Below are 26049 nucleotides of genomic sequence, written 5' to 3' on the forward strand. Positions count from 1 at the left end.
AAACCCATGCCCCAGCCCTATATCGAGCACGTCAACCTGACCGTCAGCGACCCCGAGCGCGCGGCTAGACTGCTCGGCGACCTGTTCGACTGGCATGTCCGCTGGGAAGGCCCGGCGCGCGACAATGGCCGCGTGATCCATGTCGGCGACGAGCGCACCTATCTGGCGGTCTACACGCCGCCCGAAGCACCCAGCCGGGACATTTTCGAGAAGGGCCGGCCGTTCAACCATGTCGGCATCCTGGTCGACGATCTTGACGAGATCGAGCGGCGCGTGGTGGCGGCAGGGCTCGAGCCGTTCGCGCATGGCGATTACGATCCGGGACGGCGCTTCTACTTCCTCGATCACGACGGGACCGAGTTCGAGATCGTCAGCTACGCGTAAACATCTGGCTAACCTTCAATTCTCGGCAACTTACCGCCCCCGCGCCGGGTTCTCCTGCCAAGCATCTCAAGGAGAACCCGCGTGACCACCAACCATGACGTTTCCAAGCTCGACGACCTGATCGTCACCACGATCGACAGCGTGCGCGGCTATGAGCATTCGGCCAAGCATGCCGATGCCGGCCGCTTCCAGAAGTTCTTCGCGGACATGGCCGACGAGCGCCGCCGCGTGATCGAGGCGCTCTCCGCCAAGAGCCGCGAGCTGGGCGGCACCCCGGCCGAATATGGCTCGACCGCCGCGACGATCCACCGCCGCTGGGAGGATCTGCGCCATGTGCTGGGCGGCGGCGACGAGGCGATCCTGAGCGAGATCGAGCGCGGCGAGGACTATCTGAAGGAAGAGTTCGACCGCGTGCTCGAGGACGAGCGCATGACTCCCGGTGCACTGGGCGTGGTGCGCGAATGCTATACTTCGGTGCTCAAGGGGCACGACACGACGAAGAAGCTGCGCGATCTGCTCCAGGCGGCGGAGTAACCCGCCCACGCTTCGGCTCTGGCCGTAACGATCGGGTCGCTCCGCCATCCATAGCCGCCCTGGCCCGGCGCTTCCGCCGGCCAGGGGAGGCAAGGGTGGCGGAGCATTTCTACGGGGCCGAATGGGCCGAGCATCGGCACAAGCTGTTCGCGGGGATCGGGGCGCTGCTTCGGCGCCTCAGACGCCGCGGATAAGAAAAAGGGCGCGGTGACCATTGCCACCGCGCCCTTTTGGCGTTCCGTGCAGCCGAAGCTTACTCGGCTGCGGCGACCTCGCTCGGGCGCGGGTCGCGGCGCTCGGCGATACGCGCCGACTTGCCGGTGCGGCCACGCAGGTAATAGAGCTTCGCACGACGCACGACACCGCGGCGAACCACTTCGATGCTGTCGATGTTCGGCGAATAGAGCGGGAAGACGCGCTCGACGCCCTCGCCGAACGAAATCTTGCGGACCGTGAAGCTCGAGCCCATGCCCTTGTTGGCACGGGCGATGCACACGCCCTCATAGTTCTGCACGCGGGTGCGCTCGCCTTCGACGACCTTCACGCCGACCTTGAGGGTGTCGCCCGGGCGGAACTCCGGAATCTTCTTCGCCTCGTTGAACTTGGCGATCTGCTCGGCTTCGAGCGTCTGGATCAGGTTCATTACTTGTCGTCCTGTTTACGTCGCCGCGCGCCAGAGGGAGACTGGATCCGAGCGCCCTCATGACGCTCCCAAAGATCCGGTCTCCGTGACCGTGTATCGACCTCGGCACGCTGGCGTCGCCAGGCCTCGATCTTCGCATGATCCCCCGATCGCAGCACTTCGGGGATCGTGCGCCCTTCCCATTCGACAGGTCGGGTATATTGCGGATATTCGAGCAGCCCCGTTTCGAAGCTCTCGTCCATGCCGCTGGAAGGCGCGCCCATTACTCCGGGAATGAGCCGAATGCAAGCGTCTAGCAGCGTGAGCGCCGCCATCTCGCCGCCGGAAAGGATATAGTCGCCGATCGAGACCTGCTCGATATCGCGCGCCTCGAACAGCCGCTCGTCGATTCCCTCGAACCGGCCGCAGAGCACCACCGCACCGGGCCCCTGCGCCAGTTCGCGGACACGGTCCTGGGTCAGCGGCTTCCCGCGCGGGGTCATGGCGAGGATCGGGCGGCCAGGGGCGACACTATCCAGCGCGGAGGCGAGCACATCGGCGCGCATCACCATCCCCGCCCCGCCGCCGGCCGGCGTGTCGTCGACGGAGCGATGCTTGTCGGTCGCGAAGTCGCGGATCTGGACGGCCTCCATGCTCCACAGGCCCTCGCGCAGGGCGCGGCCGGCGAGTGAAATGCCAAGCGGCCCGGGAAACATCTCAGGGTAGAGGGTCAGGATGGTGGCGGCGAAGGTCACAGGGTCCAATTCTCGATTCTAAGGCCGGGGATGTCGGCGAAATCGCGTTCGTTGTTGGTCACCAGGGTCAAGCCAAGCGCGAGCGCATGCGCTGCGATCAGCGGATCGAAACTGGCCCGGCGGAAAGGAAGCCGCGCATAGCGCTCGGCAGCAACACGATCAAAGGGAAGCGGCGTCACCAACTCGAAAAAGGCCATGGCCTGGCGGATCGCTTCGGTCTCTTCCGGCGGAATACCTCGCATCACTTCGCCGAAGACGATGCTCGACGTGACCACCGTGCCTTCATTCTGGGTCTGCACCGCGCGCGATGCAGCGCCCTGGCTGTCCGCCAACACATAGATGCAGATATTGGCGTCGAGGAGAAAGGCGGGCTCAGTCACGCTTGAGCCGCTTTCCTTCCCAATCGAGCTCCCGGTCCTCGAAGATTCGATCTTCCCGCGGAATGGGCTTCAGCCAAGGGATCGAGCCGGCAATCCCGGTCAGGTCGATCTTCTTCGGGGTCTCCGGCACTGGCTCGACGCTGAAGCCGGTCCGCTCCTCGCGTAACACCACTTCCGCGCCCTCCTTCAGGCCGAGAGCCTTGGGCAGGCGCAGGGCCAGCGAATTGCCCGACTTGAATATCCTGGCGCGATATTCCTCGCCCATCGATGCCTCCTGTATATACTTCATGTATATACACACCTTGCGATCGTCAAGGAACCGCCCTGCCCGCCAAGCGCTTGCGCCAGCGATGGACGATTGCATCATCATCGGTGGCGGACCGGCCGGGCTCACTGCGGCGATCTATCTGGCGCGCTTTCATTTGAGCATCCGGCTGTTCGATTGCGGATCGAGCCGGGCGGCGCAGATCCCCTGCACGCGCAACCATGCCGGCTATCCGGAGGGCATATCCGGCAAGGAATTGCTCGCGCGGATGCTGGCGCAGGCAGAGAAATACGGCGCGGTGCGCGAGGCGGCGGAGGTGACCAGCCTGCGCGTGATCGAGGGCGGCTTCGGCGTGCGCGTGGGCGAGCGCGAGCTGGCCGCGCGGACGGTGCTGCTCGCCACCGGCGTGGTCAACAACCGCCCCGACATGCCCCGCGCCTTGCACGACGACGCGCTCGCCCGCGGGCTGATCCGCTATTGCCCAATCTGCGACGGCTATGAAGTGACCGACAAGCGCATCGGCGTGATCGGCACCGGCAGCCACGGGGTGCGTGAGGCAGTGTTCCTGCGCGGCTACAGCGCCGATGTGACGCTGGTGGCACCCGAGGCGCACCAATTGTCCGACGAGGACGGAGCGACGCTCGACGAGGCCGGGATCGTCCGGATCGACGGCCCCTGCGGCGCCTATGCGATCGAGGACGAGCAGCTCGCGTTCGACACTGCCCAAGGGCGCCTGCGCTTCGACAGCGTCTATCCGGCGCTGGGATCGAAGATCCGGTCGGGGCTGGCGATCCAGGTCGGCGCGCGGGGCGACGAGAGCGGATGCCTGGAAGTCGACGACCACCAGCGCACCAGCGTCCCCGGCCTGTTCGCCGCCGGGGACGTGGCGCGCGGGCTCGACCAGATCAGCCACGCGATGGGCGAGGCCGGCGTGGCGGCAACGACGATCCGCAACCTGCTGGCCGAGCGGAAGCCGATCCGCCGCTAGCCGCGGCCCAGATATTTCTGGATCGCGAAGTTCAATGCCCAGCCGATCAGGAACAGCGCCAGCGCGCCGCTCCCGACGAACATCGCCGCCATCGCCGCCATGCCGCAGGCATCGACGCCACACTTCTCCGCCGGGCTGAGCAGCACGCTGACGAACAACCAGGCGCACAATGCCAGGATCGGCACCGGCAGGATCGCGGCCGAAAGCAGGCTGGAGCGCCACACCGGCCAGTTCGGCCGCGCCCCGGCGACCGCGAAGCCGAGCAAGATCGTCAGAAAGATCGGCAGCCCCAGATAGAGCCAGTCCCAGATGTGCATGTTTCCTTCTCCCTAGCTTCCGCAACCGCCGCAGCCACCGCCGCCGCAACCCCCGCCCCCGCCATCTCCGCCGCCGCTGCTGCCGCAGCCGCTGCCGCTCGAGCTCGCCGAGCGCATCTGGTGGAAGTCTCCCCAGTCGGAGCCGACCAGCACCGCCGTGCCGAACAGCGCCACCCCGAGATCGGTCTCGCCGCTTGCGGGCGCGCGGCGGAGGCGTTCGGAGCGGGTGCGCGCCTCGGCGAGCGCCTCCTGCCCTGCCCGCGTCTTGCGATCGAGCGCCGCGAAGCGGATCAGCGCGAAGATCGCGGTGACCGCCAGGAACATGGTGAGGAAGCCCACCGGCCTGCCCCGGCTCTCGCCGATCAGCAGCTTGGTGTAGCCGAAACCGAGGAGCAGGAAGTAGGGCAGCGTCTGGAAGAAGCGCATCTGCAGCGCTTCTCCCCAGCCGATCAGCAGGCCGTTATCGATCAGCCGCGCGCGGGTGCCGCCGGCGTGCTTGCCGATCGCCACTGCGACCCTGGCCCAGCTCGATCCGTCGGGCAGCGCGAGCACGCTGCGCTCGACGGGCGTGCCGGTGCCTAGGTGGCGCGGGAAGAACTTGTCCTTGCCGACCATCGCAAGCTGCCGCGTGGCGAGCAGCCTGGTCGCCACGGTCTCGGCGAAGCGCATCCCACCGCCGGCGAGATAGGCAAGGTCATCGGTATCGATGCGGCGCGGCGTGCGGCCTTCGGGCTTCAGCCAGCGCGGAATGAGGAAGCCGGCGACGATCGTGACGATCAGCAGCCCGCCATAGAGTTGGAGAAACGGCCCGCCGGTAAGGTCGAAGGGCGACATAGAGTCCTAGCTCCTCAACAGAAGCGCCAGGGCCAGGGCGAAGAGCGGTGCGAACGCCACGAGCAGCGCGATCCGGAATGGCCTCCGGGGCAGGATGAAAGCGTCGCGCGGATGCACGCGGCGCGCCTTGTGGTCCTCGAGCAGGCGCCGCCCCGCGTCGGGCCACAGGTCCGCGGGCGGCGTGCCGAAGACGCGCTCATAGCTGCGCAGCGTCTCGGCATATTGGGTGAAGTAGCGATGCCCCTCCGCGCGTCCGCCGGCCGTGGGGCCGTGATGGAGCGCGCGGCCGAGGATCCGGGGGCAGAAGCGCTCCCAATAGTCGTGGGTGTAGGTGAGGTGGAGATGCCAGGCCTGGTCGACCTGGTCGGACGGCGTGACCGGGTGGTCCGCCGTTACCGCGAGGAAGCAGAAGCGCTTGTACTCCTCGATCACCCGCTCGGCGGTGGCACGGCTCCAGCCGTTCTCGCGCGCCAGCCGCTCGGCGAAGCTGAGCTCCGCGTCCTCGGGGCCGATGCTGTAATGGAAAAGCGCCGTCCAGACCGGGTGGTCGGTGGGGGCTCGAGACAGACCGGGGGCCTTGCTCATCTAAATTCCCACTAACATGGGGGATTTAAAATGTCAAGGGTTGCCCGGCTATCCGCCCGATGCCCGCCACGTCATTTGTTGTGCTTGAGCACGTCGTCGCAATAGCTATTGGTCGAGGTGCCCTGGCCTAGCAGCCGCCCGGCACCCGCGCCGACCGCGCCGGCGATGATCGTCCCGCCGACACTGGCGCCGCCGATCACCCCGCCGGCCACGCCCGCGGCGCCCCCGGCGATCGTGCCGGTCTTGGCGCCCTTCTTCTTGGCCATCAGGCAGTTGTAGACGGCGTCCTGGTCCTGCGGCGCGGCCCGGGCCACGCGCGCCCTTTCCTTGGAACTCAGATTCTGCGCGACGGCAGGCGCGCCGGCGAGCATCGCGAGCGGCATCGCGAAGACGAAAGCTTTGGGTTTCATGGCCTTGCTCCGATTGGGACGGAGCGGAATCTATCAGGGAGCAGGCCGCGCGGTGATCGGGGAAAACCCCGAAAACCGGAGCTGATCAGCGCTCGACGAACGCGTCCGCGACCACCAGCCGCGCATCGTCCCACTCGGGCACCGCGGCGGGGATCATCGGCACCATGAAGCGCCTCGCCTTGCCGCTCTCGTCGGCAGGGCGCTCGATCTCGATCACGTCGCCCGCGCCGAAATCGTCGATGGCGACGATCGTGCCCAGCGCTTCCCCGGTGTCGGAGACGGCGGGAAGGCCCAGCAGGTCGACATGATAATATTCGCCCTCGCCGAGCGGGGGCAGTGCGGAGCGGGGCACCTTGAGCTCGGTGCCGCGCAGCGCCTCGGCGCCGTTGCGGTCGGCAATCTCGGCGAAGCGGGCGATGACGCCGTTCGAGCCGCCGCGCACCGACTTGAGCGTCAGCGCACCGCCATTGAACTGGCGGTGCACCGACAGGTCTTCGGCGAAGACCTTGAGACGGACCTCGCCCGTCACGCCGTGCGCGCCGATGATGACGGCGAGCGTGACGGGCTGATCGCTGGACAAGGCTTATGCCTCGGCCGGCGGGGTCTCTTCGGCAGTCGCTTCGGCGACCTGCTCGGCTTCCGCGGTCGGCTCCTCGGTGGCAGCCTCGACCTCGGCGGCCATCACGGCCTCGGCTTCCTCGTTCGAGCCTTCGGCCGGAACCTCGGCAGCGGCTTCCTCAGCGGCCGGAGCCTCCTCGGCGACAGGCTCGGGCGCCGGTGCGGCTGCTGCCTCGGCGGCGGCTTCCTCGGCGGCCTTCAGCTTCTCGGCACGCTCTTCGGCGCGCTCGACGGCCTTCTCGCCCGGCTTGCCCTTGTTCGGGTTGTTCTTGACGGTGCGCTCCTTGATGCCGGCGACATCGAGGAAGCGGGCAACGCGGTCGGTCGGCTGCGCGCCGACGCCCAGCCAATACTTGGCGCGATCGCCGTCGAGCACGACGCGCTTGGCATCGTCCTTGGCGAGGAGCGGGTTGTAGGTGCCGATCTTCTCGATGAACTTGCCATCGCGGGGCGAACGGGCGTCAGCAACGACGATGCGGTAGTAGGGACGCTTCTTGGAGCCGCCGCGCGACAGACGCAGGGAAATAGCCATTACAAATTCCTTCTTACGATCTTGAGTTAAATTACTTCTTTTTCAGGAAATTCTCGAAGCCGGGCGGGAGCTGAGGCGCGCCCGGGCCGCCCAGGCCGGGAAGCCCGCCGGGACCGCCCAGCTTGCCCATCATGTCGCCCAGATCGGCGCCGCCCAGCGCGTTGCCGATGCCGCCCATGCCGCCGCCGGGGCCACCCTTGCCGAGCATGCCCAGCATACCCTTCAGGCCGCCCATCTTCTTCAGCCGCTTCATCGCGGTCTGCATCTCGAGGTGCATCTTGAGCAGCTTGTTGACGTCCTGCACCGTGGTGCCCGAGCCCTTGGCGATGCGGATCTTGCGCTTGGCGTTGATCAGATCGGGCTTGGAACGCTCCTTGGGCGTCATCGAGGTGATCATCGCGTCCATGCGGACCAGCACCCGGTCGCCACCGACCTGATCGACCGCGGCCTGCGCCTTCTTCATTCCCGGCATCATGCCGGCGAGCGCGCCGAGGCCGCCCATGCGCTGCATCTGGGCGAGCTGGCCGCGCAGGTCGTTCATGTCGAACTGGCCCTTGGCGAGCCGCGCCGCCATCTTCTCGGCGTCTTCCTCCTGGATCGCCGCCGCAGCCTTCTCGACCAGGCTGACGACGTCGCCCATGCCGAGGATGCGGCCGGCGACGCGCTTGGGGTGGAAGGGCTCGAGCGCGTCGAGCTTTTCGCCCATGCCGGCGAACTTGATCGGCTTGCCGGTGACCGCGCGCATCGACAGCGCCGCGCCGCCGCGGGCATCGCCGTCCATGCGGGTGAGGATCACGCCGGTGAGCGGCACCTGCGCCGAGAAGCTCGACGCGACGTTGACCGCGTCCTGGCCGGTCAGCGAGTCGACGACGAGCAGGATTTCGTTCGGCTTCGCGATGTCCGCGACCGACTTCATCTCGTCCATCAGCGCCTGGTCGACATGGAGTCGGCCGGCGGTGTCGAGCATCAGCACGTCATAGCCCTGGAGCTTGGCGGCATTGAGCGCGCGACGGGCGATCTCGACCGGCTGCTGGCCGGCGACGATCGGCAGCGTCTGCACCTCGGTCTGGGTGCCGAGCACCGCGAGCTGCTCCTGCGCGGCCGGGCGATTGACGTCCAGCGACGCCATCATCACCTTCTTGCCCTGGCTCTTGAGCAGCCTGGACAGCTTGGCGGTGGTCGTCGTCTTGCCCGAGCCCTGCAGGCCGACGAGCATGATCACCGCGGGCGGCGTGACGTCGATCGAGAGCTCGGCGGTGTCCGGTCCCAGCATGTCCACGAGCGCGTCGTGGACGATCTTGACGACCTGCTGACCGGGGGTGATCGAGCGGAGGACTTCGTGGCCGACGGCCTGCTCGGTCACCTTCTCGACGAAGTCGCGCGCCACCGGAAGCGCGACATCGGCCTCCAGCAGGGCGATCCGCACTTCGCGCATGGCGGTGCGGACATCGGCTTCGTTGAGCGCGCCACGGCCACGCAGGCGATCGAATACGCCACCCAGCCGTTCGCTCAGAGACTCGAACATCTAAAACTCCAATTCCAGGACCGCGATTCGCCAAACGCAAAACACGCCGGCGGACGAGAACTCGTCGGCCGGCGTCACCCCTTGGGGTGGCAAATGTCTCGCGTTCGAAGAGAACGGTCGCGGCGGCCCCTAGCCCATCGGCGCGCGAGAGGCAAGTGCACAGGGCATCGCAGATTTATTGCGCAATCGTGTCGCGGGCTTAACCCGATCTATACCCTGAGCATGAGAAATGACCCCCATCGTATCAGGGGATAGCTGCCGGCATGTCGCTGGACCTCGAAGACCACACCATTTCGCAACGCGCGCCGCGGCCGAGCCTGCTCTCGGGCGCGATCAGCGTGTCGGCGATCCTGCTGTTCGTGGGAACGGGCAGCGCGGTGCTGTCCAAGACGCTGCAATATTATTTCGAGGGCGGCGCGCCGGCGGATCGCACGCTGGTGATCGCGCTGCTGCTCAACGTCGCGCTGATCCTGTTCGGCTGGCGGCGTCACTCGGCGCTGAGCCACGAGGTGCAGATCCGCGCCGCAGCGGAGGAGCGCGCCCAGCAGCTCGCCAGCCGCGATCCGCTGACCGGCTTCTACAATCGCCGCAGCCTGGCCGAGGAAGGCGCTGCGATGTTCGTCCGCGCCCAGCGCCGCCGCAAGGCCATGGCGATGGTCATGCTCGACCTCGATCACTTCAAGACGATCAACGACATGCACGGCCATGCGGTGGGCGACGCGCTGCTGCGCGCCGTCGCCGGCGAGATCGCGCATGTCATGCCGCCGATCGCGCTCACCGCGCGGCTGGGCGGCGACGAGTTCGCCTGCGGCTTCCTGTTCGATCCCAGCGAGCCCGCGGTGGTCGAGCGGATCGCCGAGCGGCTGGTCAGCCGCATGGCCCAGCCCTTCGAGGCCGAGGGCCTGCGCCTGCACATCTCCTGCTCGCTCGGCATCGCGCGCTCGGACTTCGATTGCGCGAGCATCGACGCGCTGATGCGCTCGGCGGACATCGCGATGTATGCGGCCAAGAAATCGGGCCGCAACCGCTATGCCTGGTTCGATCACTCGATGGAGCGCGAGCTCCAGATCCGCAACGAGCTGGAGAACGGGCTGCGCACCGCGATCCCGCGCGGCGAGATCGTCCCCTATTTCGAGCAGCAGATCGATCTCAGCACCAACCGCCTGCACGGCTTCGAGGTGCTGGCGCGCTGGGAGCATCCGACGCGCGGGCTGATCAGCCCCGAGCTGTTCATCCCGATCGCGGAAGAGACCGGCATGATCGCCGACCTCTCGCTCTCGATCATGCGCCAGGCCTTCCTCGCCGCGCGCGACTGGGATCCCTCGCTCACCCTGTCGATCAACATCTCGCCCTGGCAGCTGCGCGACGCCTGGCTGGCGCAGAAGATCATCAAGGTGCTCGCCGAGACCGGCTTCCCCGCCAGCCGGCTCGAGGTGGAGATCACCGAGAGCTCGCTGTTCGACAATCTCGCGCTCGCCCAGTCGATCGTCGGCAGCCTCAAGAACCAGGGCGCCAAGCTGGCGCTCGACGATTTCGGCACCGGCTATTCGTCGCTCGCCCATCTGCGCGCGCTGCCGTTCGACCGGATCAAGATCGACAAGAGCTTCGTCATCTCGCTCAACACCAGCGCCGACTCGGCCGCGATCGTCAATGCGATCATCAGCCTGGGCGAGAGCCTGAACCTGCCGATCACCGCCGAGGGCGTGGAAGACGCCGCAATCGAGGAGCGGCTGCGCGCCGCCGGCTGCGCCAAGGCCCAGGGTTGGCTCTACGGCAAGCCGTTGTCGGTGAGCGGCGTGCGCCGCCTGCTGGCCGAGCGCCGGCTGATCCTGACGGGCTCGGCAGCGCAAAGCGCGCCGGAAGCGCCCGAGGGCGATCGGCGGATGGCGGGTTAACTTATTCCCCTCCCTGCAAGGGAAGGGAGTTAGAAGGTCACCACCCCGCCCCATCCTGCTTCAGGAATTCCAGCTCCTCTGCCGTCGATTCCCGCCCCAGCGCCGCATTCCGGCTCGGGAAACGCCCGAACTTCGCGATCACCTCGGCATGCTTCTCCGCGAAGCCGAGCAGATAGGCGTCGCCCAGCGACTCGAACTTCTCGATGCTCAGCGCCTGCATCGCCTTGTCCTCGGCATGTTCGAGCGGGAGATAGAGGAACTGGCGATGCTCGGCCGACATCGACTCGTCCCAGCCCTTGCCGATCGCCTCCAGCGCCAGGTGCAGCGCCAGCGGATCGGCGGCGAACGCCTCGGCGCCGTCGCGGTGGATGTTGCGGCTGAACTGGTCGAGCAGGATGATCGCGGCGAGCAGCGTCTCGGGATCGCCGCGCCAGTCCGCCGCGCCCGATCCGAGCACCAGATCGCGAAGCGCGCCGAAGCGCTCCTTGATCTGCGCGTCGACCCGCGCCGACTTGGCGAAATGCTGTTCGGGCGTGAGCGCGAACCAGAAGCCCAGCACGTCACGGGCCTTCACGTGGACATCGTGGGTCGTCGCGCCTAGATCACCGGCCAAATGTCATCCCCTCACGTCATCAGTCTGGGTTGCCGACTCAACCTCGCCGAGAGCGAAACGATCCGCGCCCTGCTCGCCGATCGCGATACCATCGTGATCAACAGCTGCGCCGTGACCAACGAGGCCGCCAAGCAGACCCGCCAGGCGATCCGCCGCGCGCGCCGCGAGCGGCCGGGTGCCGAGCTGGTGGTGACCGGCTGCGCGGCGCAGATCGATCCGGCGGCGTTTGCGGCGATGCCCGAGGTCGATCGCGTGATCGGCAATGCCGAGAAGCTCCGCGCCGATGCCTGGACCGCGCCCGAGCCGGTGCTGGTCCAGGACATCATGGCCGTCCGCGAGACCGCGCCGCATCTCGCCGCCAGCTTCTCCACCCATGCCCGCGCGTTCGTCGAGGTGCAGAATGGCTGCGATCATCGCTGCACCTTCTGCGCGATCCCCTATGGCCGGGGAAACAGCCGCTCGGTGCCGGCCGGCGCCGTGATCGACCGCGTCGCCCAGCTGGCCGAGAGCCATGCCGAGGTGGTGCTGACCGGCGTCGACCTCACCAGCTACGGCCCCGACCTGCCTGGCGCGCCGAGCCTCGGTCAGCTGGTCGAGCGCATCCTGACCCATGTTCCCAGCCTCAAGCGCCTCCGGCTTTCCTCGCTCGACGGGATCGAAGTCGACGACCGGTTGTTTGCGTTGCTCACCGGGGAGCCACGCCTGATGCCGCACGTCCATCTCTCGCTCCAGGCGGGGGACGACATGATCCTGAAGCGCATGAAGCGGCGCCACAGCCGCGCGCAATCGGTGGCGCTGGCCGAGCGGCTGCGCGCGGCGCGCCCGGAGATCGCGATCGGCGCCGACCTGATCGCCGGCTTCCCGACCGAGGACGAGGCGATGTTCGTCAACACGCTGGCGCTGGTCGAGGATTGCGGGATCGTCCACGGCCACATCTTCCCCTATTCGCCGCGCGCCGGCACGCCCGCCGCCAGGATGCCGCAGGTCGAGCCCGGGATCGTCAGGGCGCGTGCCGCCCGGCTGCGTGCCGCGGCGGAGCGCCGCCGCACCGCCTGGCTGCAAAGCCTGGTAGGCAGCACCCAGCAAGTGCTGGTAGAGCGCCCCGGCGAACGGGGCCATGCCGGCAATTTCGCCGAGGTTCGCCTCGCCCCAAGCCAGGTCGGAGAGATTGTGAGCGTCAAGATTGTCGATGTGCAGGACGGGAAGCTGGTCGCATGAGCGGCCCCAGCTGGCACGAGAAGCTGCTCGGCGGCTTCCGCAAGACGTCCGACCGGCTGATCGGCAACCTCGCCGGCCTCGGCCTGGCGCGGCTCGACGATGCGACGCTCGACGAGATCGAGGAGGCGCTGATCGCCTCGGACCTTGGCCCGGCCACTGCCGCGCGGGTGCGCCAGCGGCTGGCCGAGGGCCAGTATGAGCGCAACATGGAGGAGCTGGGCATCCGCCTGGTCGTCGCCGAGGAAGTCGCCAAGGTGCTCGCACCGGTGGCGAAAAAGCTGGAGATCGAGGCCTTCCCGCGCCCGCAGGTGATCCTGGTCATCGGCGTCAACGGCTCGGGCAAGACCACGACGATCGCCAAGCTCGCCAACCTGCTGATGGAGCAGGATTATGCGGTTATGCTCGCGGCGGGCGACACCTTCCGCGCGGCCGCGATCGGCCAGCTCAGGACCTGGGCCGAGCGGATCGGCGTGCCGATCGTCACCGGCCCCGAGGGTGGCGACGCGGCAGGCATCGTGTTCGAGGCCGTGAAGAAGGCGACCGAGATCGGCACCGACGTGCTGATCGTCGATACCGCCGGGCGCCTGCAGAACAAGCGCGAGCTGATGGACGAACTCGCCAAGATTCGCCGCGTACTCGGCCGGCTCAACCCGGCGGCGCCGCACGACGTGGTGCTCGTGCTCGACGCGACGACGGGGCAGAACGCGCTCAACCAGATCGAAGTTTTCAAGGAAGTCGCCGGCGTGACGGGCCTCGTCATGACCAAGCTCGACGGCACCGCCCGCGGCGGGGTGCTCGTCGCGGCGGCGGAGAGATACGGCTTGCCGATCCATGCGATCGGCGTGGGCGAGAAGGTGGACGACCTGCGCCCGTTCAATGCCGAGGAAGTCGCCCGGATCATCGCGGGCGTGGAGGAGCTTACCAATGGCTGAGAAGAAGGCCGCCTCGCCCGGCGTGCGTCTGCTGATCGATTACGGGCCGCTCGCGGTGTTCTTCGGCGTCAACGCGCTGGCGCACGGCCCGGTGCTGGCGCGCGTGTTCGCCGCCACCGTGGCTTTCATGGTCGCGATGGCCGCGGCGATCGCGCTCTCGTGGTGGAAGACCCGCCACGTCTCGCCGATGCTGTGGATCACCGCCGCCTTCGTGCTGCTGTTCGGCGGGCTGACGCTCTACTTCCACGACCAGACCTTCATCCAGATCAAGCCGACGATCATCTATGCGATGTTCGCGATCGTGCTCGGCTATGGCCTGATCGCCGACAAGCCGCTGCTCCAGATGCTGCTCGAACAGGCCTATCCGGGACTGTCCGCCAAGGGCTGGCGGCTGCTGACCCTCAACTGGGCGATCTTCTTCGCCGTGGCGGCGGCGGCGAACGAAGGCGTGCGCCACTTCGTCACCTGGGACCAGTGGGTGGTGTTCAAGACCTGGGTGATGATCCCGGTCACGCTCGTCTTCGCGATGCTCAACATCCCGATGCTGCTCAAGCACGGCTTGCAGCTCGAGGCACCGCAGGAAGCGCCGGTCCCGCCGCAGGAGTAAGCGGCGGGTGTCGAGCCCATTGTATCGCGCGGTGCGCGCCGCCAACTGGCTGCGCCGGCAGACCCGATCCAACGCCCTGGGGTTCCTGGCATTGTCGCTGCTCGTCGGTGCGGGCGCCGGGCTGTGCGCGATCGCGTTGGGACAGGTCGCGCGCGGCACCCAGCGGCTGCTGTTCGGGCTGGCGCAGGGCGAGCATCTGAGCGCGGCAAGCGAGATCGCGCCCTGGCGGCTGATCGCCCTTCCCGTTGGCGGCGCGCTGCTCGGGCTGGTCCTGTGGTTCCTGCGCCGGCGCAAGGCAGTCGACATCGTCGAGGCCAACGCGCTCCACGGCGGCCGCATCCCGGCGCGCGACACCGCGACGGTCGTCGGCACCACCTTGCTCTCCAACAGCTTCGGCGCCTCGGTGGGGCTGGAGGCGGCCTATGCCCAGGCGGGCGGCGGACTCGCCTCGCTGCTCGGCCAGCGCGTGAAGCTGCGCCGCAGCGACCTGCGCACGCTGATGGCCGCCGGTGCGGGCGCGGCCGTGAGCGCGGCCTTCGGCGCGCCGCTAACCGGCGCATTCTACGCCTTCGAAGTCGTGCTCGGCGCCTATACCCCCGCCAATGTCGCCCCGGTGATGCTCGCCGCGCTTGCCGCCGCCGTGGTCGCGCGCGGGCTCGGCATGACGCCCTATGTGATCGCCGCCGGCGGCATGCACCCGATCGGCACCGCCGATTATGCGCTCTACGGCGTGCTCGGGCTGCTCTGCGCCGGCGTCGGCATCGCGCTGATGCGGCTGGTCTCGCTGGTCGAGCATGCCGTCCACCGCACCCGTCTGCCCGCGCATTGGGCGCCGTTGGTCGGCGGGCTGCTGCTCGTGCCGCTCGGCCTGGCCTCGGCGCAGACGCTGTCGGGCGGGCACGGCGCGCTCAACCTCAACCTGGCGACCGAAGTGACGATCGCGGGCCTCGCGCTGACGATCCTGCTCAAGATGCTCGCCTCGGCGCTGTCGCTCGGCTTCGGCTTCCGCGGCGGACTGTTCTTCGCCTCGCTGTTCCTCGGCTCGCTGGTCGGGCGGTTCTACCAGGTGGTGCTGGCGCATGTGCCGGGCCTGCACGTGCTGGCGCCCGACGACGCCACCGTGGTCGGCATGGCGGCGCTTGCGGTGGCGGTGGTCGGCGGGCCGCTGACCATGTCGTTGCTGGTCCTTGAGGTGACGCACGACTTCTCGATCACCGGCGTAGCGGTCGCCGCCACGCTGATCTCCTCCACCTTGGCGCGCGAGCTGTTCGGCTACAGCTTCTCGACCTGGCGGCTGCACCTGCGCGGCGAGACGCTGCGCAGCGGGCGCGACGTCGGCTGGATGCGCGCGCTCACCGCCGGCCAGATGATGCGCCGCGACGTGCCCCAGCTCGCCGCCGATGCCAGCATCTGCACCTTCCGCGACCGCTATCCGCTGGGCTCGACCACCCGCGTCGTGCTGCTCGACGTGCACGGCCACTATGCCGGCATCGTCGAGACCGCCGCGGCCTGGTCGCCCGATATCGAGGCAGCCGCCGAGATCGGCACGCTGGCGAAGCTCCGCCAGGCTAGGCTGGCGCCGGAAATGGGGATAGCCGATGTGCTGGAGCGCTTCGATGCAGTGGCCGCGGACGATCTCGCGGTAGTGACGCCCGACGGCTGCGTGGCCGGCCTGATCACCGAGCGCCACGCCCGGCGCCGCTATGCCGAGGAGCTCGAACGCGCCCAGCGCGAGCTGTACGGCGAGGCCTAGGGCCGCGTGCCGGTCCGCTTGGCGATCACGTCGCTGCGCAGCGCCTCGCGCCGGGCGAACAGCTCGGCCTCCTCGGCGGGGCTGAGTCCGCCCGCAGCATAGCGCTCTTCCAGCGTATCGATCTGCCAGGCCTCGCGCTTGAGCTGCTTGGCCTCGCGCCGGCTGAGCTGGCCGCTGTCACGCCCGGCACGGATGTCGTCGCGGATCTTGGCGGTCTCGGCGGTGCCTCGGTCGCTCGCCATCGTGCCGCCCGAGGGCCCATGCATCGTCGGCCCGCCCCAGATCTGCGCGGAGGCCGGCGCGGCGGCGAGGAGCAGAGGTGCAAGGATCAGGTAACGGCGCATCACGACTTTCCCCGAAGCAGTGGTTGGCGGGAGGCTCGCCCGAGGCGCTTGAACGGCCAATGAATGCCACTCTTCGTCACCCCGGCCTTGTGCCGGGGCCTACCGGGAGGCGAATCATGGACAAGAGGCTCAAGCGCATCCGGAGCGGCGCAGTGGATCCCGGCACAAGGCCGGGATGACGGTTGGGGTTTGGGCGCAGCACCTGCCCAGGAAAAAGGGGCGCCCGATCGCTCGGACGCCCCCTTTTCCAATTCGCCGTTCCGGGAAGGATCAGCTGTCCTGGTCCGCACGGCTCACGCCGGCGCCGTCGAGATTCTGCGACACGAAGTCCCAGTTGATGATGTTCGCGGTAACCGTCTCGAGATACTTCGGGCGCAGGTTGCGATAATCGATGTAGTAGGCGTGCTCCCACACGTCGATCGTCAGCAGCGGCTTCATGCCCTCATAGACCACCGGCGTGTCGGCGTCGTGCAGCGAGGTGACCTTGAGCGCGTCGCCGTCGAGCACCAGCCAGCCCCAGCCGTTCGAGAAATGCGCGGTCGATTCCGCGACCAGCTTCTTCACCAGCTCGTCGGTCGAGCCATACTGCGACGCGATCAGCTCGGCGAGCTTGCCGCTCGGCGCCGTCTTCTCGCCGGTCAGGCCCTGCCAGAAGAAGCTGTGGTTCCAGATCTGCGCCGAGTTGTTGAACAGGCCCTTGTCGCCCGTCTCCTTGGCATGCGCGATCACTTCGCTGAGCTTGCGGCCCTCCAGGCCCTTCTCGGCGATGAAGCCGTTGGTCTTGTCGACATAGGCCTTGTGGTGCTTGCCGTGGTGGAACTCGAGCGTCTCCGCCGACATGTGCGGCGCCAGCGCGTCCTTGTCGAAGGGAAGCGGGGGAAGTTCGAAAGCCATGGGTTTCTCCAGGTCACCAAAGGGGTCACCCGGGGCAACGAACCGCCGGGCGATGCGGTCCCTCCCCTAGCGCGCAAAAATCGCCGCTGTCGCGGAAAAATCGTTGCGTGGCGCAAATGAAAATTTCGATTGGGTGCGATTGGCGCAATTACTGTTGCGAACGACACGCATTAGCCTGCGTTCGCGCGCATTTTCAGGCCCCCGCCTGCAGCAATTCATGCCGCTTCAGCGCGTGGCGAAGCTGGTCATAGGTCAGCCCCAGCGCCTCCGCCGTGGCGCGCTGGTTGAAGCGGTGATCGGCGAGCGCGCGCTGGAGCAGTTCCTTCTCGAAGCGCGACACCCGGCTCTTGAAGTCGGTCGCGCCGGCAAGCGACACGGGCTGCGCTTCCAGCGTGGTCGGAGCAGACGCAACGGCGGCAGGCGCCGGCGCGCTCGAGGCGCTGCCCGGCATGGTGCGGATGCGATAGGGCGACTGGAACGGATCGATCTCGATCGCGTCGATCGGCCCGTCCTGCTCCCAGCGATAGACCGCGCGCTCGACGACGTTGCGCAGCTCGCGGACATTGCCCGGCCAGTCATAGTGGACGAGGATGTCGAGCGCGTTCGGCCCCCAGCCCGGCCATGCCGCCCAGCCGATCTCGCTCGCCATGCGCCGGCCGTAGAATTCGGCAAGCACCTCGACGTCGCCGCCGCGGTGGCGCAGCGGCGGTAGCGTGACGACTTCGAAGCTCAGCCGGTCGAGCAGGTCGGCGCGGAACGTCCCCTTCTCCACCCGCTCGGGCAGATGCTCGTTGGTCGCCGCGACGATGCGGACATCGACCTGCACCGGACGCGACGAGCCGATCCGGGTGACTTCGCCATATTCGACCGCACGCAGCAGCCGCTCCTGCGCGCCCATCGACAGCGTGCCGAGCTCGTCGAGGAACAACGTGCCGCGATGCGCTTCCTCGAATCGCCCGGTGCGTGCCTTGGTCGCGCCGGTGAAGGCGCCGGCCTCGTGCCCGAACAATTCGGCCTCGATCAGCGTCTCGGGCAGCGCGGCGCAGTTCATCGTCACCAGCGGTTGGTCCCATCGCGGCGACAGGCGGTGGAGGCGCTCGGCGACCAGCTCCTTGCCGGTGCCACGCTCGCCGATCACCAGCACCGGCCGGTCGAGCGCGGCAGCACGGCTGGCGCGCTCGAGCGCGTCGAGGAATGCCGAGGACTGGCCGATGACCTGGGTTATGCGCTCCATGCCAAATCCTTGGTGTATTTTCCCAACACTTGGCAAGTTAAATCCACGACCTGAACGCCTTGTGAACGGCAGAAACGGCAGATTTCTGCGGTTTTCGCAAATTGGCACGGCCCCTGCAATGCATTGAGCAAGCCCGCCAACGGGCAACACAGACACCAAGGTTCAGGGAACAGGAACATGAACGCCAACGCCAACATCGCCTACTACCGCAACGCTTTCTTCGCGGTGGCTCTCTCGGTCGCCCTCAGCCTGGTCATCATGGCCGGCACGGTCGGCCCGGTGATGGCCTGACACAAACATAAGGGTCCCCCGCTCGCAATTGCCCCCGCGAGCGGAGATACTCCCGGGAGGGGTCACCCCCTAGGCCCCTCCCGGCGAGAAACAAAAACGAAGGAGTGAAGACGAAATGGGTATCTTCTCGCGAACCCGGGACATCATCGCCGCCAATGTCACCGATCTGCTCGACAAGGCGGAGGACCCGGCGAAGATGGTCCGCATGATCATCCTCGAGATGGAGGAAACCCTGGTCGAGGTCCGCGCTTCCGCGGCCCGCACGATCGCGGACCAGAAGGAAATGCGCCGCCACATCGCCAAGCTCGAAAAGCTCCAGGAGAGCTGGACCGAGAAGGCCGAGCTGGCGCTTTCGAAGGGCCGCGAGGATCTGGCCAAGGCCGCGCTGGTCGAGAAGCAGAAGGCTGCCGACATGTGCGAGCAGCTGGGCGAGGAGATTGCCGTGCTCGACGAGGCGCTGCGCCTGTCGGAAGAGGACATCAACAAGCTCCAGACCAAGCTGCGCGAGGCCCGCGCCCGCCAGAACTCGATCGTCACCCGCCTGGAGACCGCGAGCAACCGCACGCGCCTGCGCGAGATGACCAATGGCAGCCGCATGCAGGACGCCTTCTCGCGCTTCGACGTGCTCGAGCGCCGGGTCGACCTGGCCGAGGGCCGCGCCGATGCCGCCGGCCTGGGCGGTGCGCCCAAGACGCTCGACGAGGAAATCGCCGAACTCCGCTCGTCGGAGAAGGTGGATGCCGAGCTCGAGGCGCTGAAGGCCCGCCTCAACAAGGGAGCCTAAGCGATGGAGGACGTCTTTCTGCCGATCGTGATCGTCGGGATGCTGTTCATCGGGCTTCCCTGGGTGATCATGCACTACATTACCAAGTGGAAGCAGTCGGCGACGATCACGGGCGAGGATGAGAAGCTGCTCGACGAGCTGCACTACACCGCCCGCCAGCTCGAGGAGCGCCTGATCACGATCGAGCGCATCCTCGCCGCCGACAACCCCGACTTCCGGCCGCTCCGGGACCAGCGCCCCGAGCAGAGCCCCTACGATATCTCGAGGAGGAACTGATCATGTCGAGCCGCACGCGTTTTTACCTCGACAAGGCCAACGGCAAGTGGCTGGGCGTCTGCTCGGGGCTTGCGGACTATACCGGGATCGACGCCATCTGGCTCCGCCTCGGCTTCGTGATGCTCTCCTTCGGGATCTTCCCGATCAACATCGTGGCCTATGTGCTGATCGCCTGGATGGCGCCGAACAAGCCCTATGGGCTGTACGAAGGCCCGGAAGAAGCGAAGTTCTGGCAGGGCGTCCGCTCCAATCCGAGCCGCACGACCGCCGAGGTCCGCTCCAAGTTCCGCGACATCGACCGCCGCATGGCCGATATCGAGATGTACTACACGGCCCGCAACACGCGCCTGGCCGACGAGATCGACAGCCTGCGCTGAGACGCAGCCGTCAAAGAGGGACAGAGACATGGATCCGACGCCATATTTCATCATGGGGATGCTCACCGGGATCGCGGGCACCCTGGCCATCCAGTTCTTCGCCAACCGCAAGGTGAAGCGCGCCCTGGCCGAGATCGCCCAGGCCGCCCCGGCGGAAGCGCTGGAGGAAAGCCGCCAGCAGCGCCGCGAGACGCTCGAAATGCATCGCCGCCTGGTCGTGCTGGAAAAGATCGTCACCGATCAGCCGCACCGTCTGGGTGCAGAGATCGACAGCCTGCGCTGAGCCAATCGCCAGGCACGTCAACAGGGAGGAAGAAATGAGGGAGTTTGGTTGGCTGATGCCGGTCCTGATCGTCGTCGCAGTGATGGCGTCCAGGGCGTTCCAGACCTGGATCCGCGCCAAGCACGGCTATCCGGTCGAGGACGAGAACTGCAGCGGCCGCAGCTACCGGGGCCAGCGCCGCGGCGAGGACATGCAGGCCGAGCGCAAGATCGCGCTGCTCTCCACCGAGAACGAGCGGCTGACCGGCCAGATCTCGCGGCTCGAGGAGCGGATCGCAGTGCTCGAGCGGATCGCCACCGATCCCGCCGAGCGCGTGGCCCGCGAAATCGACAGCCTGCGCTGAGGAGCGACGAGATGAACTTTCCCTTCGCAGCTTTCGCCCCGGTCGCCGTCATCATTGGTGCGCTCACCGTGGGTGGCTGGGTGCTGACCACCTGGCTTCGGATCAAGCATGGCTACCCCCTCGACGGGGCTTGGGGCCAGGCGGTCTATCCGAAGAACGACGACGCGGCGATGGAGCGGATCAAGCTCCTGAGCCAGGAGAATGCCCAGCTCCGTGCCGAGCTGGGATCGATCAAGGACCGGCTCGGCAATGTCGAGCGGATCGTGACCGACAGCTCGCACCTGCTCGATCAGGAGATCGAGAAGCTGCGCAGCCCGCGTAACTGAGGAGTTTGAGATGATCAGCCCCCTGCTCATTCCCATCCTGGGCATCATGTGCGGAATGTTCGCCATCTTCGGCGGTGTGTTCCTCAAGCCCTGGTTCGCGCTGCAGCAGCGCAAGATGGAACTCGAGGCGCAGATGGTCGCTGAAAAGGCCGCGCAATATGCGGCGCAGACCGAGCGGCTGGAGCAGCGGGTGCGCGTCCTCGAGCGGATCATCACCGACAAGGGCGCCGATCTCGCCGACGAGATCGACAAGCTGCGGGACGAGACCCCGCTGAACTGAAGTTCCCCGCGGCGCTCCGGCGCCGCCAGTAAGAGGAAGTCCAAAATGATTGCGATAGTGATGGTCGCAGTGCTGACGGCACTGTGCGGGGGAGGTATTGTCCTCGCCGAAAAGCGTGATCGCCCCGTTCGCCGCGCCGAGCGGCTTGCCCGGGCAGCGCAGAACTGAACCGCCCAAGTGTTTGAAGGAGGTGTGGAATGAACCCGTTCGAGATGGTTGTCGCGATTATCGTGATCGTCACGATCGGCAGCGTGCTCAAGGCGCGCTACGGCATCCACAAGGACAGGGACGGCAACGAGGTCTATCGCGGCAACGCCGCCGATAGCGCCGCGACCGCCGCCGACAATGCCCGGCTCCGCGACGAGATCCGCGCGCTCAAGGAGCGTGTTCAGGTGCTCGAACGCGTCGTCACCGACACCGAAGGCAGCGTTCGTCTCGACCGTGAGATCGAGCAGCTGCGCGACAAAAACTGAATACGTCAGACCAAGGGAGGCATGACGTGACCCAGGATCCGACTTTCTATTTCACTGCTGCCACCGCCGGCCTGGCCGGACTCGGCATGATCACCGCCGCCGGGCTCTCGGGCTGGCGCGGCTGGCTGGCCCTGAAGCGCCAGGAGCTTTCCGCCCATCATGTCGGCGATGCCCCGGCGATGCCCACCGCAGCCTCGCGCATCGAGATCGCCGACCTGAAGGAGCGCATCCGCAAGCTCGAAGCGATCGCGGCCGGGGTGGACCTCTGAGGTCCACCCGGCTAGCGGCAGGGTATGACCAGCCTCGCCGACCTGCAGGACGAATATGCGTTCCTCGAAGCCGATGACCGCTATCGCCTGCTGATCGATCTCGGCCGCGGGCTGGAAGAAATGCCCGACGCGCTCAAGACCGACGCCACCCTGGTCCGCGGCTGCTCCGCCGCGGTGTGGGTCTACCCCACTCGCCTGGACGACGGCCGGCTCCACTTCCTCGCGGATTCCAACGCCGCGATCACCAAGGGCATCATCGCGCTGGTGCTGCTCACGGTGCAGGACAAGGCCCCGGCCGAGATCCTCGCCAGCGACATCGAAGGCGCGCTGGCGCCGTTCGACCTGAAGAACCAGCTCAGCTCGAACCGGACTCAGGGCATCCCGAACATGATCGCGCTGGTGCGGGAAACGGCACGACGATATAGCTGAGCGCGGTATCAATCGCCCGGGACCGTCCGATGCTGCTCCCGTTTTTGCTCGCCATCACTCCGGTCGCGGAGGATTGCGCGTTCCCCGAAAATTATTCGATCGACGATGCCAGGCCGTTCCAGAAGGCCGGGAAGGGATTGTGGATCGGCGGCCTCGCCTTCACGCGCGCCGACATCGCCGGCACCCGGCCCGTCGAAAGTGAATATGGCATCGGCTGGACGCTGGAGCTGAGCTTCACGCAGGCCGGCAACGCCAGGTTCGTGCAGGCCCAGCATTGCGGCGTCGGACGACCGATCGAAATCAGCATCGATCGCCATGTGCTGTCGCGGCCCGTGCTCAACGAGCAGATTCTCGGCGGCAAGGCCGTGATCACCGGCGGGTGGAAAACGCGCGAGGAAGTCGAGGCGGTGGCCCGGCGGATCAGCGGGGACGGAGTCTAGCCCCGCGCCAGCCCCAATTCCTCCGCCACCGCGTCCAGGTCCGCTCCCTTCGGCACCAGCAGCCATTCCCGCGGGCCGCCCGCGTCCACCACGGTCACCGCGCCGCGCGGGCAGACGCCCAGGCACTTCACCTCGACGATCCCCGCCGCACCCTTGCGGCCCTTCTTCAATCCGAGATGCTTGCGCAGCGCCTTGGCGAGCGGTTGCCTGCCCTTCGGCCCGAAACCGCCGTCCAGCTTCTTCGAGCATTTCGCGCAGACCAGGACCGTGTGGTCCCAGTTTGAATGGATGCGCAGCTTCAATCGCCCTTCCAGGTCCGCCGTTCCTCGGCGGCCTTGAGAACGTCATACGCAGCCTGGATCGCCTGGAAGCGCTTGGCGGCATCGGCGTCGCCCGGCTTCACATCGGGGTGGTTCGACTTGGCCATCCGGCGCCAGGCGAGCCGCACTGCCTCGAAATCGGCGTCGACCTCGAGCTCGAGCACCTCGAGCGCCTTCATCTCGTCGCGCGAGCGACTGCCGTCGCCCGGCCCTGCCCAGCCATTATACTTGGCCTCGCTATAGCCCGAGCTGTCGCGCCGCTCGTTCGCTTCGCGCTCGGCGGCTTCCTCGGCGGTGAGCCCGGCGAAATAGTCCCAATTGCGGTTGTACTCGCCGGCATGCGTCTCGCAGAAATACCAGCGCTCGGGGCTGTTGGGCGATTTGGGGGCGGGGCGGTCGCCCGGCTGGTCGCAGCCGTGCCGGTCGCACATGCGCACCTGCACGGCTTCGCGCTCGGCGCCATATGCGCGCCAGCGCGGGAATCCCCAATCGGTCGAGCGCGTCGATCTTGCCATGCCGTCCAGATAGCCACTCGATTCGTCGGCGCAAGCGCTCGTCCGGTCGATTGGTCATTGTTGTGCAACGCAGCGCCGCTATTCCGGCGCGTGGGAAGGGACACCCGTATAAAGGGAGTAGTCTGTGTCCCACCCAGCTTCGCTCCTGGCGCAATGGCGCCAGGATGTCCCAGCTTCTGTCGTCGTTGCCCTTGTTGCCCTGCCACTCTGCCTCGGCGTAGCACTGGCATCCGGCGCCCCCCTCTTTTCCGGCCTGATCGCGGGCATCGTCGGCGGCATCGTCGTCGGCGCGCTCTCCAAGTCGCCGCTCTCCGTCGCGGGACCGGCGGCCGGCCTCACCGTGATCGTGCTCGACGCGATCACGGCGCTTCCCAGCTTCGAAACCTTCCTCCTCGCCGTCTGCCTTGCGGGCCTGATGCAGATGGCGCTGGCGTTCTCGCGTTCGGGGCTGCTCAGCGAATTCGTGCCGAGCTCGGTGATTTCGGGGATGCTCGCGGCGATCGGCCTGATCCTGATCCTCAAGCAATTCCCCCACGCGATCGGCTATGACGGCGATTACGAAGGCAGCTTCGCCTTCCTCCAGCCCGATGGCCGCAACACGCTGTCCACGCTCTGGGCGGTGCTCAACCAGCAGATCGTCTGGGGTGCGCTGATCATCGCGGTGGCGTCGATCGCCTTCCTGTTCTGGTGGGACAAGGCGCGCCCGAAGGAAGGGCCGCTGCGCTTCCTCCCCGGACCGCTCGTCGTCGTGCTGTTCGGCGTCGGCATGAACGCGCTATTCGGCTTCGCGATGCCCGGCCTCGCGATCCAGACCACCCACCTCGTCCAGGTGCCGGTGGCGAGCAATCTCGGCGAGTTCGCCGCGCTGTTCCGCCTGCCCGACTTCACCCAGATCACCAACCCGGCGGTGTGGACGATCGCGCTCACCCTCGCCCTGGTCGCCAGCCTCGAATCGCTGCTCAGCGTCAAGGCGGTGGACGAACTCGATCCGCAGCGCCGCACCACCAACAAGGATCGCGAGCTCCTTGCCCAGGGCGGCGGCAACCTGGTCTCGGGCCTGCTCGGCGGCCTGCCCGTCACCTCGGTGATCGTCCGCAGCTCGGCGAATGTCGATGCCAATGCCGGCAGCAAGCTCTCGACGATCCTGCACGGCTTCTGGCTGCTGGCGAGCCTGTTGCTGGTCCCGGCTGTGCTCAACCTGATCCCGCTCTCGGCGCTTGCCGCGATCCTGATCGCGACGGGCTACAAGCTCGCCAAGCCGGCACTGTTCCGCGAGAAGCTCAAGCAGGGCTGGAACCAGTTCGTGCCGTTCGTCGCGACGATCGCTGCGATCCTGTTCACCGATCTGCTGATCGGCATCGTGATCGGTATCGGCATCGGGCTGATGTTCGTGATCGCGCGCAACTTCCGCCCCGCGATCTCCTATGTCCAGGACGGCAGCGAGGCGCTCGTCCGCGCGCGCCGCAACCTCTATTTCATCCACAAGCACGAGCTGCAGACCGCGCTCAACCGCGTGCCCGACGACGTCGACCTGCTGATCGACCTCTCGGCCACGCAGTTCGTCGATTTCGACAATATCGAGATCCTCAACCACTTCATCCGCGGGGCCGAATATCGCGGCATCCGCGTCGTGGTGCGCGGCGACCTGGCCGAGCGCACGGCCCCCAAGATCAAGGCCCCGCGAAAGGAGGTCGTCTACGCATGAAGGACTATCGACAGCTGCTGCTCGCCAACCGGGCCTGGGCCAACGAACTCACCGACGAGCGCCCGGACTTCTTCGAGCGCCAGACCGCCGGCCAGAAGCCGCAATTCCTGTGGATCGGCTGTTCGGACAGCCGCGTCTCGCCCGAGCAGATGACGATCACCCAGCCGGGCGGCATGTTCATCCACCGCAACGTGGCGAACCTAGTCGATGAGAACGACCTCAACCTGATGGCGGTGCTGCAATATGCCGTCACCGTGCTCCAGGTGAAGCACCTGATCGTCTGCGGCCATTATGGTTGCGGCGGCGTGATGGCGGCGCTGAAGGGCGGCACTACCGGGCCAGTCGATACCTGGCTCGCCAATGCCCGCGCCGTCTATCGCGAGCACCAGGACGAGATCGACGCCCTGCCAGACGATACCGCCAAGGCGAACCGCCTGGTCGAGTGCAATGTCCGCGACCAGCTCGTCCATCTCGCCCGCACCGAGATCGTCCAGCAGGCGTTCGGCTGCGGCCAGACGCTCTACCTGCATGGCTGGGTCTACGGCATGCATGACGGGCTGATCCGCCCGCTGCTCGAGATCGACGCGGATACCGTGCTGGACGCGGTCGAGCGGCCCGAGCCGGCGCACGCGCTGGGATAAGTTGCAGGAGGAACGGGCGCGGCGACACAGAAGCGCCGCGCTCCTCTTCTGAGCCCTC

39 protein-coding genes are annotated in these 26049 nt (G+C 67.2%); 22 read left to right on the forward strand and 17 right to left on the reverse strand.

Annotated features, from left to right (window positions below; genetic code table 11):
• Nucleotides 1–6: 6 nt before the first annotated feature.
• Complete coding sequence (locus ABLE38_RS00680; protein WP_348972251.1) at nt 7–384, forward strand: VOC family protein; 378 nt, start codon at nt 7–9, stop codon at nt 382–384.
• 81 nt (nt 385–465) lie between these two features.
• Nucleotides 466–918, forward strand: coding sequence for a PA2169 family four-helix-bundle protein (locus ABLE38_RS00685; RefSeq protein ID WP_348972252.1), 453 nt, complete (start codon nt 466–468; stop codon nt 916–918).
• 253 nt (nt 919–1171) lie between these two features.
• On the opposite strand, the gene rplS is transcribed toward ABLE38_RS00685, so the two are convergent.
• Genes rplS through ABLE38_RS00705 form a run of 4 tightly spaced genes read right to left on the reverse strand, consistent with a single transcriptional unit; the run spans nt 1172 to nt 2940 of the window.
• Entirely contained in the window at nt 1172–1561 is a 390-nt protein-coding gene (rplS, locus tag ABLE38_RS00690) for a 50S ribosomal protein L19 (RefSeq protein ID WP_348972253.1), read from the reverse strand.
• Complete coding sequence (gene trmD, locus ABLE38_RS00695) at nt 1561–2295, reverse strand: tRNA (guanosine(37)-N1)-methyltransferase TrmD (RefSeq protein WP_348972254.1); 735 nt, start codon at nt 2293–2295, stop codon at nt 1561–1563. Before trmD ends, rplS begins: the two co-directional genes overlap by 1 nt.
• Entirely contained in the window at nt 2292–2675 is a 384-nt protein-coding gene (locus ABLE38_RS00700; RefSeq protein ID WP_348972255.1) for a type II toxin-antitoxin system VapC family toxin, read from the reverse strand. Before ABLE38_RS00700 ends, trmD begins: the two co-directional genes overlap by 4 nt.
• On the reverse strand, nt 2668–2940 hold the full coding sequence (locus ABLE38_RS00705; protein ID WP_348972256.1) for an AbrB/MazE/SpoVT family DNA-binding domain-containing protein: 273 nt from the start codon (nt 2938–2940) through the stop codon (nt 2668–2670). Before ABLE38_RS00705 ends, ABLE38_RS00700 begins: the two co-directional genes overlap by 8 nt.
• A gap of 85 nt (nt 2941–3025) precedes the next feature.
• On the opposite strand from ABLE38_RS00705, the gene ABLE38_RS00710 reads away from it, so the two are divergent.
• On the forward strand, nt 3026–3928 hold the full coding sequence (locus ABLE38_RS00710; RefSeq protein ID WP_348972257.1) for an NAD(P)/FAD-dependent oxidoreductase: 903 nt from the start codon (nt 3026–3028) through the stop codon (nt 3926–3928).
• Here the strand turns inward: ABLE38_RS00710 and ABLE38_RS00715 are convergent.
• The 7 genes from ABLE38_RS00715 to ffh form a co-directional block, all read right to left on the reverse strand.
• Nucleotides 3925–4245, reverse strand: a complete 321-nt coding sequence (locus ABLE38_RS00715) for a hypothetical protein (RefSeq protein ID WP_348972258.1) — start codon at nt 4243–4245, stop codon at nt 3925–3927. The two genes, ABLE38_RS00710 and ABLE38_RS00715, sit on opposite strands and share 4 nt — an antisense overlap.
• 12 nt (nt 4246–4257) lie before the next feature.
• Nucleotides 4258–5079 carry a TIGR04222 domain-containing membrane protein gene (locus ABLE38_RS00720; RefSeq protein ID WP_348972259.1) on the reverse strand — a complete coding sequence of 274 codons (822 nt, stop codon included), beginning with the start codon at nt 5077–5079 and terminating at the stop codon, nt 4258–4260.
• Between the two features lie 6 nt (nt 5080–5085).
• On the reverse strand, nt 5086–5664 hold the full coding sequence (locus tag ABLE38_RS00725) for a hypothetical protein (RefSeq protein ID WP_348972260.1): 579 nt from the start codon (nt 5662–5664) through the stop codon (nt 5086–5088).
• Between the two features lie 71 nt (nt 5665–5735).
• Entirely contained in the window at nt 5736–6074 is a 339-nt protein-coding gene (locus tag ABLE38_RS00730) for a hypothetical protein (RefSeq protein ID WP_348972261.1), read from the reverse strand.
• 85 nt (nt 6075–6159) lie between these two features.
• On the reverse strand, nt 6160–6654 hold the full coding sequence (rimM, locus tag ABLE38_RS00735; RefSeq protein WP_348972262.1) for a ribosome maturation factor RimM: 495 nt from the start codon (nt 6652–6654) through the stop codon (nt 6160–6162).
• Between the two features lie 3 nt (nt 6655–6657).
• Nucleotides 6658–7224 (reverse strand): 30S ribosomal protein S16, encoded by a 567-nt coding sequence (gene rpsP, locus ABLE38_RS00740; protein WP_348972263.1) that lies wholly within the window; start codon nt 7222–7224, stop codon nt 6658–6660.
• Between the two features lie 31 nt (nt 7225–7255).
• Nucleotides 7256–8749, reverse strand: coding sequence for a signal recognition particle protein (gene ffh, locus ABLE38_RS00745; RefSeq protein ID WP_348972264.1), 1494 nt, complete (start codon nt 8747–8749; stop codon nt 7256–7258).
• Between the two features lie 263 nt (nt 8750–9012).
• Here ffh and ABLE38_RS00750 point away from each other — a divergent pair, with 263 nt between their 5' ends.
• Complete coding sequence (locus ABLE38_RS00750; RefSeq protein WP_348972265.1) at nt 9013–10644, forward strand: EAL domain-containing protein; 1632 nt, start codon at nt 9013–9015, stop codon at nt 10642–10644.
• A gap of 37 nt (nt 10645–10681) precedes the next feature.
• On the opposite strand, the gene ABLE38_RS00755 is transcribed toward ABLE38_RS00750, so the two are convergent.
• Nucleotides 10682–11257 carry a DUF924 family protein gene (locus tag ABLE38_RS00755; RefSeq protein ID WP_348972266.1) on the reverse strand — a complete coding sequence of 192 codons (576 nt, stop codon included), beginning with the start codon at nt 11255–11257 and terminating at the stop codon, nt 10682–10684.
• Between ABLE38_RS00755 and mtaB the strand changes: the two genes are divergently transcribed.
• From mtaB to ABLE38_RS00775, 4 genes are read left to right on the forward strand one after another with little or no spacing between them, the layout of a single operon-like run.
• Nucleotides 11258–12475 (forward strand): tRNA (N(6)-L-threonylcarbamoyladenosine(37)-C(2))-methylthiotransferase MtaB, encoded by a 1218-nt coding sequence (gene mtaB, locus ABLE38_RS00760; protein ID WP_348972267.1) that lies wholly within the window; start codon nt 11258–11260, stop codon nt 12473–12475.
• Nucleotides 12472–13407 (forward strand): signal recognition particle-docking protein FtsY, encoded by a 936-nt coding sequence (ftsY, locus tag ABLE38_RS00765; RefSeq protein WP_348972268.1) that lies wholly within the window; start codon nt 12472–12474, stop codon nt 13405–13407. The genes mtaB and ftsY overlap by 4 nt, the downstream gene beginning before the upstream one ends.
• Nucleotides 13400–14014, forward strand: coding sequence for an inner membrane-spanning protein YciB (locus ABLE38_RS00770; protein ID WP_348972269.1), 615 nt, complete (start codon nt 13400–13402; stop codon nt 14012–14014). Before ftsY ends, ABLE38_RS00770 begins: the two co-directional genes overlap by 8 nt.
• Before the next feature lie 7 nt (nt 14015–14021).
• Nucleotides 14022–15767: a chloride channel protein gene (locus ABLE38_RS00775; RefSeq protein WP_348972270.1), complete on the forward strand. Its 1746-nt coding sequence runs from the start codon at nt 14022–14024 to the stop codon at nt 15765–15767.
• Here the strand turns inward: ABLE38_RS00775 and ABLE38_RS00780 are convergent.
• From ABLE38_RS00780 to pspF, 3 genes are all read right to left on the reverse strand, one after another.
• Nucleotides 15764–16111 (reverse strand): hypothetical protein, encoded by a 348-nt coding sequence (locus ABLE38_RS00780; protein ID WP_348972271.1) that lies wholly within the window; start codon nt 16109–16111, stop codon nt 15764–15766. The two genes, ABLE38_RS00775 and ABLE38_RS00780, sit on opposite strands and share 4 nt — an antisense overlap.
• 270 nt (nt 16112–16381) lie before the next feature.
• A complete protein-coding gene (locus ABLE38_RS00785) occupies nt 16382–17005 on the reverse strand; it encodes a superoxide dismutase (RefSeq protein ID WP_348972272.1) in 624 nt (207 codons plus the stop codon).
• 193 nt (nt 17006–17198) lie between these two features.
• A complete protein-coding gene (gene pspF / locus ABLE38_RS00790) occupies nt 17199–18239 on the reverse strand; it encodes a phage shock protein operon transcriptional activator (RefSeq protein ID WP_348972273.1) in 1041 nt (346 codons plus the stop codon).
• A gap of 406 nt (nt 18240–18645) precedes the next feature.
• On the opposite strand from pspF, the gene pspA reads away from it, so the two are divergent.
• The 12 genes from pspA to ABLE38_RS00850 all read left to right on the forward strand — a co-directional run bounded on the left by pspA (nt 18646) and on the right by ABLE38_RS00850 (nt 22810).
• Nucleotides 18646–19314 carry a phage shock protein PspA gene (pspA, locus tag ABLE38_RS00795; protein ID WP_348972274.1) on the forward strand — a complete coding sequence of 223 codons (669 nt, stop codon included), beginning with the start codon at nt 18646–18648 and terminating at the stop codon, nt 19312–19314.
• Nucleotides 19315–19317: 3 nt separating this feature from the next.
• A complete protein-coding gene (pspB, locus tag ABLE38_RS00800) occupies nt 19318–19590 on the forward strand; it encodes an envelope stress response membrane protein PspB (RefSeq protein WP_348972275.1) in 273 nt (90 codons plus the stop codon).
• Nucleotides 19590–19967, forward strand: a complete 378-nt coding sequence (pspC, locus tag ABLE38_RS00805; protein WP_348974425.1) for an envelope stress response membrane protein PspC — start codon at nt 19590–19592, stop codon at nt 19965–19967. The genes pspB and pspC overlap by 1 nt, the downstream gene beginning before the upstream one ends.
• Nucleotides 19968–19995: 28 nt before the next feature.
• Nucleotides 19996–20250 (forward strand): hypothetical protein, encoded by a 255-nt coding sequence (locus ABLE38_RS00810; protein ID WP_348972276.1) that lies wholly within the window; start codon nt 19996–19998, stop codon nt 20248–20250.
• Nucleotides 20251–20305: 55 nt separating this feature from the next.
• Nucleotides 20306–20593: a hypothetical protein gene (locus tag ABLE38_RS00815; protein ID WP_348974426.1), complete on the forward strand. Its 288-nt coding sequence runs from the start codon at nt 20306–20308 to the stop codon at nt 20591–20593.
• Between the two features lie 11 nt (nt 20594–20604).
• A complete protein-coding gene (locus ABLE38_RS00820; RefSeq protein ID WP_348972277.1) occupies nt 20605–20919 on the forward strand; it encodes a hypothetical protein in 315 nt (104 codons plus the stop codon).
• A gap of 10 nt (nt 20920–20929) precedes the next feature.
• Nucleotides 20930–21199 carry a hypothetical protein gene (locus ABLE38_RS00825; RefSeq protein WP_348972278.1) on the forward strand — a complete coding sequence of 90 codons (270 nt, stop codon included), beginning with the start codon at nt 20930–20932 and terminating at the stop codon, nt 21197–21199.
• A gap of 45 nt (nt 21200–21244) precedes the next feature.
• Nucleotides 21245–21367, forward strand: coding sequence for a hypothetical protein (locus ABLE38_RS00830; protein WP_348972279.1), 123 nt, complete (start codon nt 21245–21247; stop codon nt 21365–21367).
• 29 nt (nt 21368–21396) lie between these two features.
• Nucleotides 21397–21672, forward strand: coding sequence for a hypothetical protein (locus ABLE38_RS00835; RefSeq protein ID WP_348972280.1), 276 nt, complete (start codon nt 21397–21399; stop codon nt 21670–21672).
• Nucleotides 21673–21758: 86 nt separating this feature from the next.
• Nucleotides 21759–21941: a hypothetical protein gene (locus tag ABLE38_RS00840; RefSeq protein ID WP_348974427.1), complete on the forward strand. Its 183-nt coding sequence runs from the start codon at nt 21759–21761 to the stop codon at nt 21939–21941.
• A 24-nt stretch (nt 21942–21965) separates the two neighbouring features.
• Nucleotides 21966–22370, forward strand: coding sequence for a SufE family protein (locus ABLE38_RS00845; RefSeq protein WP_348972281.1), 405 nt, complete (start codon nt 21966–21968; stop codon nt 22368–22370).
• Between the two features lie 29 nt (nt 22371–22399).
• Entirely contained in the window at nt 22400–22810 is a 411-nt protein-coding gene (locus tag ABLE38_RS00850; protein ID WP_348972282.1) for a hypothetical protein, read from the forward strand.
• Here the strand turns inward: ABLE38_RS00850 and ABLE38_RS00855 are convergent.
• Both ABLE38_RS00855 and ABLE38_RS00860 read right to left on the reverse strand, forming a co-directional pair.
• The gene (locus tag ABLE38_RS00855; protein WP_348972283.1) at nt 22807–23112 is read right to left on the reverse strand and encodes a (2Fe-2S) ferredoxin domain-containing protein; all 306 of its coding nucleotides are present in this window, start codon (nt 23110–23112) and stop codon (nt 22807–22809) included. The two genes, ABLE38_RS00850 and ABLE38_RS00855, sit on opposite strands and share 4 nt — an antisense overlap.
• Entirely contained in the window at nt 23109–23645 is a 537-nt protein-coding gene (locus tag ABLE38_RS00860; protein WP_348972284.1) for a J domain-containing protein, read from the reverse strand. Before ABLE38_RS00860 ends, ABLE38_RS00855 begins: the two co-directional genes overlap by 4 nt.
• Before the next feature lie 124 nt (nt 23646–23769).
• Here ABLE38_RS00860 and ABLE38_RS00865 point away from each other — a divergent pair, with 124 nt between their 5' ends.
• Together ABLE38_RS00865 and ABLE38_RS00870 are read left to right on the forward strand one after the other, a co-directional pair.
• Entirely contained in the window at nt 23770–25350 is a 1581-nt protein-coding gene (locus ABLE38_RS00865) for a SulP family inorganic anion transporter (RefSeq protein WP_348972285.1), read from the forward strand.
• Complete coding sequence (locus ABLE38_RS00870; RefSeq protein WP_348972286.1) at nt 25347–25991, forward strand: carbonic anhydrase; 645 nt, start codon at nt 25347–25349, stop codon at nt 25989–25991. The genes ABLE38_RS00865 and ABLE38_RS00870 overlap by 4 nt, the downstream gene beginning before the upstream one ends.
• The last annotated feature ends 58 nt before the right edge of the window (nt 25992–26049 follow it).

The sequence above is a fragment of the Sphingomonas sp. KR3-1 genome (assembly GCF_040049295.1).
GTDB lineage: Bacteria > Pseudomonadota > Alphaproteobacteria > Sphingomonadales > Sphingomonadaceae > Sphingomonas.